The 13,846-nt window shown below is 73.7% G+C and carries 5 protein-coding genes and 1 pseudogene; all 6 read right to left on the minus strand.

The genetic code is table 11. The annotated features are described in order from the left end of the window. Positions 1-39: 39 nt before the first annotated feature. On the minus strand, positions 40-3,330 hold the full coding sequence (locus tag ABT324_RS10855; protein ID WP_351174873.1) for a right-handed parallel beta-helix repeat-containing protein: 3,291 nt from the start codon (positions 3,328-3,330) through the stop codon (positions 40-42). Positions 3,331-3,406: 76 nt separating this feature from the next. Then, positions 3,407-5,911: a hypothetical protein gene (locus ABT324_RS10860; RefSeq protein ID WP_351174875.1), complete on the minus strand. Its 2,505-nt coding sequence runs from the start codon at positions 5,909-5,911 to the stop codon at positions 3,407-3,409. 6 nt (positions 5,912-5,917) lie between these two features. After that, on the minus strand, positions 5,918-7,240 hold the full coding sequence (gene eccB / locus ABT324_RS10865) for a type VII secretion protein EccB (protein WP_351174877.1): 1,323 nt from the start codon (positions 7,238-7,240) through the stop codon (positions 5,918-5,920). A gap of 9 nt (positions 7,241-7,249) precedes the next feature. Further along, entirely contained in the window at positions 7,250-8,647 is a 1,398-nt protein-coding gene (gene eccD / locus ABT324_RS10870) for a type VII secretion integral membrane protein EccD (protein WP_351174879.1), read from the minus strand. Positions 8,648-8,679: 32 nt separating this feature from the next. Next, a complete protein-coding gene (gene eccCa / locus ABT324_RS10875; protein ID WP_351174881.1) occupies positions 8,680-12,663 on the minus strand; it encodes a type VII secretion protein EccCa in 3,984 nt (1,327 codons plus the stop codon). 41 nt (positions 12,664-12,704) lie between these two features. After that, positions 12,705-13,846 (minus strand): annotated as a pseudogene (locus ABT324_RS10880) (hypothetical protein); the annotation flags it as partial.

Raw genomic sequence — 13,846 nt, forward strand, 5'->3', positions numbered from 1 at the left:
GCCTTGCGGGCAGCAGGTGTGCACCTGCGGACACCCGGGTCAGCCGACCCAGGCCAGTCCGCCCACCGCGGGTTCGGCCGGCTCCCCCATGCCAACCAGGTCGGCCACCGCGAGGGTGCGCGAGGCGGCCGTCCTGGCGAGGTGGCGGGAGAACTCGTGGGCCTGGCGCACGGTCCGCTCGCCGGACCGCTCCAGGTGCTCGGCCATCGCGGCGGCGACCTCGTCCGGCACCTCGTGGCCCCGGTCCCGCAGGTACCGGACCGCGATGGCGGCCAGTTCGGCGGCCGAGTACGGGCCGATCTCCCAGTGGTGCGGGAAGTTCCCGCGCAGGCGGGCGGCGCAGCCGAACAGCGACTCCAGGTCCGCCCGGTCACCGGTGAGGACCACGACCGGGTCGCCGACGTGCTCGCGCAACGCGGCCGCGAGGGCTTCGGCCACCTCCCGCTGCGTCTCCACGTCGGCGTCGACGTCCAGCTGCAGGACACCGCCCCGGGCGTCGCGGAACGCCGTGGCGACGAGGCTCTCGGCCTGCCCCGGCCACTGCGGGCGCAGGTCCTCGCCCAGCGACCGCCGCACCAGGTGGCCGACGGGGACCAGCCCGAGCTCGGACAGGCCCTGGGCGTAGTACCGCGCGATCTCCGAGCGACCGCTGCCCGACGCACCGGCCAGCACCGCGTGGCCGTGCTTGCCGACCGCCGTCCGGCGGGCCTTGCGCTCGTACAGCGACACCAGCGCCGAGCCCACCGCGCGGCGTGGCTCCTCCACCCCGACCAGCTCGGACATCCGCCGCCAGGTGTGCGTGGCCTGCACCACCGAGCGCGGGTCCGACGGGGTGCCGGCGCCGTCCGGCGTTTCCGCGGGCATCTCCTCCAGCAGCGCGATCTGCGGGTTGACGTCCTCGGCCGTCAGGCGGGTCAGGTCCGAGTCCCGGGAGGGGGGCTGCAACGCCAGGCGGGACGCCTGGTTGCTGATCATCGCCTCGAACAGCTTCCGCGCCACGCGGCCGTTGCCGAACGTCTCACCCTTGGGCACCCGGGTGAAGTAGGTGGTCAGCGCCTCCACCGCGTCGTCGGTGAGCTCGTAGTAGTGCTTGCGGCACAGGTTGGCGGCGATGGTGACCAGTTCCTCCACGCTGTAGTTGGGGAACTCGATGGTCCGGGTGAAGCGGGAGGCCAGGCCGGGGTTGGACTCGAGGAACCGCTGCATGAGCTCGGAGTAGCCCGCGACGATCACCACCAGCTCGTCGCGGTGGTCCTCCATCATCTTCATCAGCGCGTCGACGGCCTCCTGCCCGAAGTCCGGGCCGACCCCACCGGTCTGCGCGGTCAGGGTGTAGGCCTCGTCGATGAACAGCACGCCGCCGATCGCCTTGGTGACCAGCTCGGTCGTCTTGATCGCGGTGGAACCGATGTACTGGCCGACCAGGTCGGCGCGGGCCGCCTCGATCATGTGGCCCTTGGACAGGATGCCGAGCTCGCCGAGCACCGCGCCGTAGAGCCGGGCCACGGTGGTCTTGCCGGTGCCCGGGGGCCCGGCGAACACCAGGTGCCGGCTCATCGGCGGCATCGGCAGGCCCATCTTCTCCCGGGCCTGCGACATCCGGATCAGGTTGATCAGGCCGCGGACCTCCTGCTTGACACCGCCCAGGCCGATCAGCGAGTCGAGCTCGGCCAGCGGTCCGTCCAGGACGCTGCCGGTGCCGCTGAGCGCGGCACCGTCCGGTGGCGGCGCGGTGTCGGCCGCCTCGACGCGCGCCACCGGCCCACCGGCGGTGGTCCCCTCGGTCGCCAGCCCCTGCAGGGTCGTCCGCGGCCCGCCCTCCGGGCTCCAGACCGGGGCACCGCCGCTGCCCTTGACCACGCACTGCCGGAGGAAGACCGAGTCCACCGCCTCCAGGTGCAGGCCGTCCTCCGCGCTGTCGAGCACCTCGCACTCCGAGAGGTCCGCGCGGGCCCCACCGCCGACCTGGAAGCCGTGCCGACCGGCGGCGCGGACCCGGCAGCGGCTGGCCGTGAGCACACCGCCGTCGGCAACCAGCACACCGTCGCCGCGGGTCTCGACGACCTCGCTGTCGGCGATGGAGACCTCGGAGGAGGAGGTGAGCAGGCCGCCACCGCGCAGCACCGTCGACTTCACCTCGGCCCGCCCGCCGCGCACCGCCAGCGCCTCATCCGCTCCCGTGCTCAGCCGCGCATCGGTGAGCAGGACCCGCGCCGACCCGGAGACCTCCACGGCCGGTGCCGACCCCACCTCGATGGTCGCGTCGTCCAGGCTGACCTCGCCGGTGCTCTCGACGAGCACGCCGGAACCGGTGTCGGCCGATGCCCGCAGCCCTTCGAAGCGCGCGGTGCCCGAGGCCGACAACCGAGCGATGGCCTCCGTCGTCCCGCGCACCGAGGTGCGCCGGAACTGCGGTGCGGCCTCCGCGTCGACCACGAGCCCGGTGGGGCTGTCCTCGACGGTGCACTCGAGGAACTCCGGCGCGGCCTGCTGGGTGACCTGCACGGCGCAGCGGGCCGCGGCGAAGGTGCACCCCCGCAGCACCGGCCGGGAAGTCCCGCTGACGTGCACGGCCTGCGCGCTGGAACCGGCGAACGTCGAGTCCGAGACGGTGACCGACCGGCCGCCGACCACGTAGAGGTCGACGTTCGCGCCGTCGCGGACGTCGAGGCCGGTGGCCCGCAGCTGGCCCTGCTGCTCCACCACGATCGAGGGCTTGGCCGCAGCCGTGATGGACCCCTGCTCGACCACGCAGCTGCCGTTGCCGTTCACGCAGATCCCGTTGCCACCCGGTCGCTCCACGACGATCCGGCGCAGCGTCAGCGACCCCCGGTCGCCGATCACCGCCGCCGACGACGACACGTCGACCACCCGGGTGTCCTCCAGCGTGCTGGGGCTGGCGGAGGTGATCACCACCCCGGCACCGCCGGAGTTGGTCACCTCGCAGCCGCGGGCGGCCACCGACCCGCTGGCCCGGGTCAGCAGCGCCGCCCACGCCGAACCGGAGATCCGGCAGCCGTCCAGGGCGACTTCGCCGCGGCGCACGTCCACCACCGCCGCCTTGCCGTCATCGCCGCTGAGGGTCAGGCCGCGCAGCTGGACGCCGTCGGCGTCGACGACCAGCGCGCTGCCCTGCTGGGCGTGCACCTCCACGGTGCCCTCGCCCTCGTCCGCGACGATGTTCACCACCCGGTTGACGACCAGGCTCTCCACGTACCGGCCGGGGCGCACGCTGATCGTCGCGCCGGCGCCCGCCTTGGCGATCGCGGCCGAGATCGAGGAGTGCGCGCCCGGCCGATCTGCTCCCACCACCACAAGTTCGCGGTTCATCGACCGCCCCTCTCTCCAGGACTTCCCGTTCGCCGCGCCGCGGGGCCGACCGCCGCGAGAACCGTTGCCGACACTGCTAGACCAGCCCGGGCAGGGCGCCGAACCGGGCCCGCGCCGCCTCGGGAACGGCGCCCGTCGGCGGCGCCTCGGCCCACCGCTGGATGCAGCGCTGCAGGGACTTCAGCCCCAGCTGGTCCAGCGACTCGTTCTCGGTGACCCGGCCGTCGGAGTCCACTTCGGACTCGGCCAGCTCGCGCAGCAGGATGCGACCGCGCTCGCCGTCCTCGCCGGGCTCGACGAGCTCCAGGACCTTGAAGTTGGTGCCGGGCGCGAACACCACCCGGTTGTCGACGTGGTCGGCGCCGTCGGGCTCCAGCAGCTTGGTCCGCCGACCGGTCATCGACCACACCAGCACGTCGACCTCGCCGTCGGACTGCGCGCACGGTTCGGTCAGCGCGTGCAGGAAGCCCCACTCGGTCACCAGCCGGTGCTCGCGGTAGAGCCGCCAGTGCTCGGGGCTCGGCGAAGCGGCGAACACCGTCGCGCCGCGGTGCGACGGGAGCTTGCGCAGCCCGGACACCACGCACCGGGCCATCGGCACGTGCGGGCCGCGCTCCCCGGTGCGCAGCGCGCGGTCGACGTCCGCGCCGTGCGCGGGCAGGTAGAGGCGCACCGCGACGGCGTCGGCGAGCACGTCACCGGACGAGCGGTCGCGGCTCTGGAACCCGGGGTGCTCGGAGAGGATCCGCGAGATCGACACCGACATCGCGTCGAACTTCTGGTGCAGCGACCGGCGCAGCCAGGCGCGCTCCTCGGCGATCCCCTGGGCGGGCAGCACCGCGGCGGCCTCGGGTGCCGGGGTCGGCTGCACCGCCGGAGTGGGGTCCGGCGCGGCGGGAGCGGGGTCCGGCACCGGCGGAGCGGGGTCCGGCGCTGCGGAGCCAGGGGTCGGGGGCGGCTCCGCAGCGTCCGGGGTCGGGGGTTCTTCGGGGGTTTCCGGCACCTCGGCGGTGACCGGGGCGGGGGAGCTCTCCAGGCTGATCGACATCTCCTCGACCGGAGCCGCCTCAGTGTCGCGTGGCGGCTCCACCGCGGCCTCCGGCGGAGCTGCGGCGTCGATCGGGGTCCCGATCCGCACGGTCTGCTCGACGGCACTGATCGGCGGCGGGGTGCCGTCGACGACCGGGGCGTCCACCCCGATCGCCGGGACGTCCGGCTCCGGTCGCACCGCCGGGGCCTCGGGCACCTCGACCGGTGTGGCGTAGGTCGGCTCCGGTGCGGTGGTCAGCTCGCCCAACGCCGGTCCGGCGACGCGCACCACCTCCCGCCCGAAGTCGGTGGCCGGGACCAGCTGGCAGCGCACCCGCGTGGCGGGGTCGAGCCTGGCCAGGACGTCCTCGGCCAGCAGGCGCATCCGGGAGGCGCGCTTCTCGTCGGCGGCGTCGAACACCAGGAAACCGGCGTCGGGGTCCAGCGGGCGGGCACGCACCGCCGCCTCGTTCTGGGCGCCTTCCGGCGGGCGCATCCACAGCCCCGCCTGGACGACCTCGATCACCGCGTCGGGGGTGTACCAGTAGGTCGCGGGGCCGATCTGGTCGACTCCCTCCACCGGCGCGCGGTGGCTGACGAGCTTCGGCGTCTCGCGGTGCGAGGGGTGCGCCTTCGGCAGGTAGGCGAGCTCGCGGGCGAACGGCTGCCAGCCGACCTCGCCCTCGGCGGACATCGTGTAGACCCCGGGAGCCGCGGGCGCCCCCACCGGCATGCCGGTGTAGGTGATGACCTCCTCCCCCAGCGCGTCGGCGAGGGCCTGCCCCAGCACGTCACCGTCCGGCAGCCGCACCGGCCCGTACTGCACGAAGCGCGCCTTCGCCCGCTCGTAGGTGCCGAGCCGCTGCCAGAAGCGCGCCACGTCGTCCAGCGACAGCGGGGGCTCACCGGGGCAGCCGAGCACGATGGTGAGCAGGTCCGGCTGGCACGGCATGCCGCTGACGATGCGGCCCCAGTGCTTGCGCAGGTCGGCGTTCTGCGTCGCGGAGTGGATCCACACCCCGCCGGGGACCGGTTCGGCGATGCCCACCGAGCTGGTGGGCACGGAGTCGACGACCCCGGCGTCCCACGAGGGCCGGGGGAACCGCTTCGCCTCCCACTCCGGGGAGCGGCCCGGCCGGAACCGGACCCACCCGCTGCCCTGTCCGGAGTGGACGAACAGGGTGCCGCCGGTGCCGCGGAAGATGACGCCGTCCGGCGCGATCACGGTCCGCCCGATGCGCTCGGACAGCCACTGCCCGGCGAGCGCGGTGGCTTCCCGGGACCGGCCGCCGAGCACCAGCCGGATGCCGCGGCGGTTGCGCGGCAGCAGCGCGGCGACCGAGTCCCACGCCGAGATCGGCGCCCCGGAGGGCAGGTCGACCACCACGAGCTCGTGCAGCTCGTCGGCCGCGACCGACATGGCCATCACCTTGGCCTCGTCGCTCATCTGCTGCGGCGGGTGGACCACCAGCGCGTTGCCGATGGTGTGCTTGGCCAGCGCGACCGCTTCGGAAGCGCCGCGCTGACGCCGACGCTGGGACAGTGCGGACATCAGCTGTCATCCCTTCTCGGTCACGCCGATGGAGGCCCGGCTGAGCACGGGTCCGCTCGGCAGGGCGTCGAGCAGTTCGGCCGCCACCGGGCGGACCGGCGCGGAGCCGTAGCCCAGCGCCTGGATCGACCGGTCGTCCGGCAACAGGTACTTGGTGCCGCCGGTGACGAGGTAGCGGACCGGGACGCGCTGACCGGCGGGCACCGGCACCGCGCCGACCACCACCGCGGTGCCGGGCGCCATCCGGACCGGCCCGTCGCCCGGGCTGGGAGTCGCCACCACGACCTCGCTGCTGACCTGCGTGCCCGCCGGTGCCTGGCGCAGGCACAGCGCGCCCGACCCCAGGTCCTGCTGCCGCGCGCCACCGAGGTCGGGCAGCCGGTTGGTGAGCGAGCGGTCCGCCGAGCGCGGTGCGGCAGCGACCGCCGCGGCGTCGATGCGCGTCGGCTCCGGGGTTCCGGCAACGGCGCCCAGCAGCGCGAACTCGGTCCGGTTCACCGGGGCCAAGCCGTCGGAGCGCAGCACGAACTGCTCGACGGCGCCGTTGGCGGCGCGGTACTCGAACAGCTCCCCCACCTGGCGCGGCTGGCCACCGACGGTCGGCCCGGGGCCACTGCCGATGTCCGCGGGGGCGAGCTCCGGGCCGTCCGGCAGCGCGTTGAGCCACACCGGTGGCGCGGTGGCGGGTTCCACACCCGCCATGCCCAGCGCCGTGGTGACCACGGGGTTGCCGACCCGGTGCTTGGCGCCGCCCCACAGCACGTACTGCGTGCCGTCGTCGGACCGCACCAGCGCGTAGCGGTCGGTGCGCAGCGCCTCGGCGGGCGTGGCCGGGTCGAAGTCCAGCACCGTGCCCTCGCCGCCCGCGCCGGGCAGGCACAGCAGCCAGTGGGACCCGACGAGCTCAGCCGCGGGCGGCAGCGACTGCGGGGCGCCTGGGATGCCGATCGGCACCCCGCGCGGCGCCCCCTCCAGGGAGGCCCGCGACACCAGCTTCACCTGGGCGCCCGGCCCCTGCTGGAGCAGGGCGGAGGGGTAGTTCAGCGTCGGGTGCAGCACGCCGCCGACGTTGACGAAGCGGGTCCCGGTCTCCTTCTCCACCACGATCGTGCCCTTGGCCTGCCAGGACGTGTTGCCGCCGGGGAACAGGAAGCCGTAGACGCCGAAGCCGACCGTGATCAGCAGGGCGAGCACCAGGCCGATGAGCGCGCCGGTGATGGCCCGCCGCGCGGGCACCTCGGCGCTCGCCGGATCGGCCTGCACCAGGGCCGAGCTCATCCGGCCCATCAGGAACTGGTAGGCGTGGACGTGGTCCCGTTGGGTCTGCATCGCGCACCCTCACCCGAACAATCCGCGCGCCCAGGCGTAGACGCCGAGCAGCTGGAGCAGCACCGGCACCACCGCGATCGCCGTGACGGTGTCGAACACGTTCGCCAGGTGCCCCCAGATGGGCAGCATGCGCCGGTTCGGCGGCCGCAGCGACGCCTTCGCCACCGCGAACAGCACCACGAGCAGGCCCAGCACCAGGACCACCCACCACAGTGGGGAGAACACGGCCGCGAAGTGCAGCACCACCATCGACATCCCCAACGTCCCCACCGCCGACAGCGAAACCCGCTGCCAGGCACCGAGGAAGTTGCGCGAGCGCAGCAGCACCGCGCTGGCGAGCAGGGCGACGAACGCCCAGGACGCCCAGCCCTCCTCGGCCAGCACGAGCGGGAAGGACCCGGCCAGCACGGCGGCGGCCGAGACCATCACGACGCTCAGGTAGCGGTCCGCGTTGCTCGTCCGGCCCTCGGCCTCGCTGGCCGGCACCGGCTCGATGTCCTCCTGGAGGTCGGCTGCGTTGCGCGGCAGCTGCGGCCCGCGCAGGAACGCTGCCCGCAGGCAGAACCGGGGCGCGAAGACCACGAAACCGAAGACCACTGCGGACAGCAGACCGGCGGCTTGGCCCGGTGCCAACCCGAACCCGGCGGCCAGCCCGAGCAGCGCCAGCAGTGCCGCCGACACCGACAGCGCGCAGAGGAACGGGGCGAGCGAGACGTCCTTGGCCGCGAAGTGGACCACCACCAGCAGGACCGCCGCGCACCCCGCCGAGCTCGCCCCCGCGGCGAGCAGCCCGCCCGGGGTGGTGGCAGCAGCGTCCGGGACACCGTCCGCGGCGATCAGCCCGCCGATCGCGGCGAACGCGCACGCGGCGAGCCCGAACACCACCGCCAGCACGGTGTCGTGCAACTTCCGGGCGACCGGCGCGGTGAGGCCGAGGCAACCCAGGGCGACCACCCCGGCCGTGATGGCGTGCAGGAGCGTCGGACCGCTGCCGAGCAGGACGAGCGCGAGCACGCCGAACACCGCGCAGGACAGCACCCGGAACAGGCGGCGGCTGAACTCCGGTCGCCACCGGTCCCCGCGCTGCTGCACCGACGTCGAGATCCCCTCGGCGAGGTCGTCGAAGTCCAGTTCCGGCAACGGGTTGTCGGCCGGGCGCAGGTGCAGCTGCTCGCCCTCCAACCAGTCCAGCGTCTCGGGGGTGCCGTCGGGGTCCATCGGCTCCTCGCCGAGCCGCTGCAGCACCCACGAGCCCCCTTCGTCGCCCGGCTGCTCCTGGCGGGTTCGCCTCAACAGCACCGGGAGCAGGTCGGCGACGGTCGTCGAGACCGGCACCGCGAGGTCGGCCTTGCCGTCCGGACCGAACACCGTGATCCGGCACAGCTGTGCGGCCCTAGGGGTGGTCATCGCTCACCTTTCCATCGAGTTCGCGCGGGGGTTCAGCGGCCTGGTGCGGGCAGCGGCGAGTTGACGGTCACCAGGCCCGTCTGCATCAGCTTGACGCCGCGCCGGGTCACCAGCTGCGCACGGCCGGCTGGCAGCTTCCGGGGCCGCGCCTCGCCGAGGAACGTCCCCTCCTCCTTCGGGTAGGACAGCAGGACGCCCGGGGTCGCCAGCTCCCACAACCGGCGCAGGACCGGGTCCATCATCGCCCGCACCGCGCCGGAGGTGCTGCGCGCGACGACCAGGTGCAGTCCGATGTGGGCGCCCTGCGGGATCAGCGGCAGCAGCGGGTCCAGCGGGGAACCCAACCCACTTTGGCTGAGCAGCTCGTAGTCGTCCACGACGAGGAACAGCTCCGGGCCCTCCCACCAGTCGCGGGCGCGCAGCCGCTCGGAGGAGATGTCCGGGCCCGGCACGCGCTTGGTCATCGAGGTGACGGTCTGCCCGGCCAGCTGCTGCAGGGTGTCGGTGGTGAACCCGAACCCGACGCTGTACTCGGCGGGCACCTCCTGGTCCAGGTCGCGGCGGGAGTCGCCCAGCACGATCTTGGCCTGGTCCGGCCGGTAGCGCTGCCGGATCGCGCGCAGCACCAGGCGCAGCGCGTTGGTCTTGCCCGTCCCGCTGTCGCCGAAGACCATCAGGTGCGGCTGCGTGGCGAAGTCGTGCCACACCGGCTCCAGCCGCTGCTCGTCGTGCCCGAGGCACACCCGGAACTCCGGTTCCGGCGCGGGCAGGCTCTCCGCGGGCAGCTGGGTGGGCAGCATCCGCACCGCCGGGGCGGGGCGGCCGGTCCAGAACGCCCGCACCTCCTCGGCGACCGTCCGGGTCGCCTCGGCCAGGTCGTCAGTCGCGGAGCTGCTGTCCAGCCGGGGCAGCGCGCCGAGGAAGTGGAAGCCCTCCGAGGTCATCCCGCGCCCCGGCTGGTTGGGCACCGTGGCGGCCTTGCGGGAGCCCAGCTCCGACTCCATCGAGTCGCCGAGCCGCAGCTCCAGCTTGGTGCCGAGCAGGTCGCGCAGCCAGGTGCGGATCTCCGACCAGCGGGTCGCGGTCACCACCAGGTGGATGCCGAAGGACAGCCCGCGGGAGGCCAGCTCGCCGAAGTTCTGCTCCAGGTCGGTGAAGTCCTGCTTGACCGTGAACCAGCCGTCCACCACGAGGAAGACGTGCCCGTAGGGGTCGTCGACCTCGCCGCGGTCGCGGGCCCGCAGGTAGGCCGAGATCGACTCGAACCCGTGCTCGGCGAACAGCGCTTCGCGCCGCTCCAGCAGCTGCATCAGCTCGGCGAGGGTGCGCACCACGCGGTCGCGCTCCATCCGCGTGGCCACCGAACCCACGTGCGGCAGGCCGGAGACCGACATGATGCCACCGCCACCGAAGTCCAGGCAGTAAAACTGGACCTGTTCCGGGGTGCTGGTCAGCGCGAGCCCCAGCACCAGGGTGCGCAGCAGCGTGGACTTACCGCTCTGCGGCGCCCCGGCGATGCCCACGTGGCCGTCGGCGCCGGAGAGGTCGGCGACCAGCAGGTCGCGCAGCTGGTCGTAGGGGCGGTCCACGATGCCGACGGGGACGCGCAGCGCCCCGCGCCACGAGGCGTCGCCGACCACCATGCCGCGCTCCGGGTCCGGCACCACGCTCGGCAGCAGCGTGTCCAGGCTCGGCGCTTCGGACAGCGGCGGCAGCCAGATCTGCCGGGCGGGCGGCCCGGCGCCCCGGACCCGGTCGATGAGGACCTCGGCCAGCGTCGGCGCGTTCTCGTCCGGCTCGGCCTCCGGTTCCTGCTGCGCCACCGCGGCTTCCGGCTCGTCGAGCGCCCGGATCTGGTGCAGGCTCGGGTAGGGCTGGGTGCGGAAGTCGACGACCTCGGCCACCGCTCGGGATTCCGCGACGGGCGCGGTGCCGTCCCCCTGCGGGCAGGGGCCGGAGACGTAGGCGGACTTGAAGCGCACCAGGTTCGTGGTGTCGACCTTCAGGTAGCCGTTGCCGGGGTCGGAGGGCAGCTCGTAGGCCTTCGCCGCACCGATGACGGCCCGCGACTCCATCGACGAGAAGGTGCGCAGCGCCATCCGGTACGACAGGTGGCCTTCGACGCGGTGGATTCGCCCCTCCTCCAGCCGCTGCGAGGCGAGCAGCAGGTGCACGCCGAGGCTGCGGCCGAGCCGGCCGATGGACACGAACAGGTCCATGAACTCGGACTTGCTGGACAGCAGCTCGCTGAACTCGTCGACGATGATCAGCAGGTCCGGGAACGGTTCCAGCTCGGCGCCAGCGGCGCGGGCCTTCTCGTAGTCGAACGACGACGAGTACCCGCTGGCGCGCAGCAGCTCCTGGCGGCGCACCAGCTCGCCGTTGAGCGCGTCCTGCATGCGGTCCACCAGCGGCAGCTCGTCGGCCAGGTTGGTGATCACCGCCGAGGTGTGCGGCAGCTTGTCCATGCCCAGGAAGGTGGCGCCGCCCTTGAAGTCCACCAGCACCAGGTTGAGGATCTCCGAGGAGTGCGTGGCGACCAGCCCGCACACCAGGGTCCGCAGCAGTTCGCTCTTGCCGGAGCCGGTGGCCCCGATCAGCATGCCGTGCGGGCCCATCCCGCCCTGCGCGGACTCCTTCAGGTCGAGCTCGATGACCTCGCCGTCCTCGGTCACCCCGATCGGCACCTGCAGGCGGGAGCGCTGCGCCATCCTGCCGCGCCACATCGCTGGCACGTCGAAGGTCCGCGGGTCGCGGATGCCCAGCAGGGTGGTCAGCTCGAAGTCGTTCTCCAGCGGTTGGTCGACGACGTCCACCGCACCGCTGGTGCGCTTCGGTGCGAGCAGCCGGGCCAGCGCTTCGCTCTGTACCAGGCTCAGCTCGTCGCGCCGCGCCGAACCCTCCTCGTCGCCGACCGGGAACTGCACCGACTCGCCGTCGATGGTGAGCCGGAGCACCTTCGGCCCGCCGGGCAGCTGGCCGGTGAGGTCGAGCAGCACGACGTTGCTCAGCCCGGCGTCGAGCAGCCGGGACGTGCTGGGGACCTCCGCCAGGTGCGCGACGACCACCACGAACGGCTCGGCGATGCCCGGCCTGCTCGCCGGGTCGTGGTCGCCGCGGTCGGTGACCTCGGGCCCGAGCACGTCCATCAGCTCGTCGTGGTCGCAGGCGAACAACCGCAGCGGCCCGGCGGTGTCCTCCGCGCTCGGGTGGGCGTTGTGCGGCAGCCACTTCACCCAGTCCCACTCCGGCTGCCCGGCCTCGGAGGTCAGCACCGCCACCCGTAGGTCGTCCGGGGAGTGGAAGGTCACCAGCTGCGCGATGACGGCGCGCGCCAGGGCCACCGCCGCGTCCTGCTCACCGGCGAACTCCACGCTGGTGAAGCTGCGCAGCTTCACCGCCGTGGGGATGCCGGACACGGTCCCGTAGGCCTCCCGGAAGCGCCGCAGCGACACCGCGGCCAGCGGTTCGAGGTCCTCGATCGGCTTGGTGGAGGGCGCGACGTAGGACACGGCCGCCGCCTGGGTGCCCAGCCCGATGCGCACCCGGGCGAAGTCGTCGTGGTTGGGCCGACGCTCCCACAGCCGGGAGCCGGAGGCGATCGACCACAACCACGACGGGGCGGGGTTGTTCCACGCGACGGCGCTGCGCTGCTGGTCGGCGTCCTTGCGGGCCTTCTCCCGCAGCTGCGCGATGTAGCGCAGGAAGTCGCGCCGCTCCGAAGCCATCTTGCGCTTGCGCTCGGCGGCGTTGCGGCCGATCTGGGCGATCGCCATGACCAGGATGCCCAGGCCCATGATGCCGCTGATCGCGTACATCGTGGACGACCTGGTGGTCACCGCGAACATCATGATCATCGCCGAGGAGCCGATGGCCATCGGCAGGAACATCGCCGCGGCGCGGAAGTCCAGGACCGCCGGCTCGGCCATCACCGGCGGTTCCTGGAGTTCCACAGCACCTTCGGGCATCTCCGGCCCGGCGGCCCGCGGTGGGCGCTTGACCGTCACGGTGCTCATGACATTCGCCTCGCTCCTCCAAGGGGCGTGCGGCGCACGCCCTATCCGATGCCCCCGGACGGCGGCACCGCGCGCCCACCGCCCCACGCCGAGTCGTCCCGCACCAGGAGGTCCGCGCTGGACCGCTCGGTGCCGTCGCCCTCGTCGTCCTCGTCGTCGGCCGCTGCTTCCCGCGCCGCCTCGGCCTCCTCCGCCTCCTTGGCCGCCCTCATCTCGGCGAGCTGCTCCGGGGTGTAGTCCGGGCCCCCGCACCGCAGCGGCTGGTCCGGCACCTTCGGCTGCTCGCCCTCGCCGAGGGTCGCGCGGCGCCAGGTGGCGAAGGTGGTGTCCTCCCACGGCGCGCTGTCCCGCAGCGCGTGGTCCGGCTTGGCCCGCTCCTGCTCGTCCTCCGCCGGTGGGCGGACGGCGAACGGGACCAGCCAGGGGAGGGCACCACCCGGCACGTCCCACGAATCGGTGTCCTTGGCCCCGGCCGGCTGGACGATCGCAACGTGGTCCTCCTGCCGCTCCGGGACTTCCTGGTCCACAGTTTCGCCGTCGGGACCGCCGGTTCCGCCGTCGTCGCCCTCCTGCTGCGGGGCATCCCTCACGAGCGGGGCGTCCGTCCCGACCGGGGAATCGGTCTCGACCGGGGCGTCAGTCCCGACCGGGGCGTCCGTCCTGGACGGGGCATGGGTTCCTGCCGGAGCCCCAGCCTCGAGCGGAGCTTCGGTTTCGAGCAGAGCACCGGTCTCCAGCGGAGCGTCCGCCGCGGGTCCCGGGTCCTGCTGCGCCGCAGGCGGTCCTGCCTCGACCGGAGCGGTGACCGCACTGGCCTTCGGCCGCTCACCCGAGCTGGGCGTGGGCGCTGGGCTCGGCGGAAGAGGCGCGTCCCCGACCACTGGCTGAGCCGCGGAGAGCCAGCCCAGAGGTGGCACGAAGTCGTCCAGCTGCTCCTCCGCGGCAGCTGCGTTCGGGGCCCCGGCCACCGGAGTCGAGTCCAGCGGGGCCCCGGTGTCCGACGGTTCTGGGGCACCAGCGGGCGGAGTAGGTGCCAGCGGCGCCGCGTTCTCCGGCGGTTCGGGCGCCGGGGCCCCGGGAAGCGCCCCCGCGGGCGCGTCGGGGTCACCGACCGAAGCCGGGACCCCGGTCCACGGCTCGTCGCCGACGTCGAGCAGGCCCGAGGAGTCCGACCGCTCACCAC

This window comes from Saccharopolyspora sp. NPDC000359 (assembly GCF_040300525.1).
Lineage (GTDB): Bacteria > Actinomycetota > Actinomycetes > Mycobacteriales > Pseudonocardiaceae > Saccharopolyspora.

Excerpts from the sequence above, each read along its gene's own strand:
- eccD (WP_351174879.1), bottom strand. The coding sequence starts at position 8,647 with ATGACCACCCCTAGGGCCGCACAGCTGTGCCGGATCACGGTGTTCGGT.
- ABT324_RS10860 (WP_351174875.1), bottom strand. The coding sequence starts at position 5,911 with ATGTCCGCACTGTCCCAGCGTCGGCGTCAGCGCGGCGCTTCCGAAGCG.
- eccB (WP_351174877.1), bottom strand. The coding sequence starts at position 7,240 with ATGCAGACCCAACGGGACCACGTCCACGCCTACCAGTTCCTGATGGGC.
- eccCa (WP_351174881.1), bottom strand. The coding sequence starts at position 12,663 with ATGAGCACCGTGACGGTCAAGCGCCCACCGCGGGCCGCCGGGCCGGAG.
- ABT324_RS10855 (WP_351174873.1), bottom strand. The coding sequence starts at position 3,330 with ATGAACCGCGAACTTGTGGTGGTGGGAGCAGATCGGCCGGGCGCGCAC.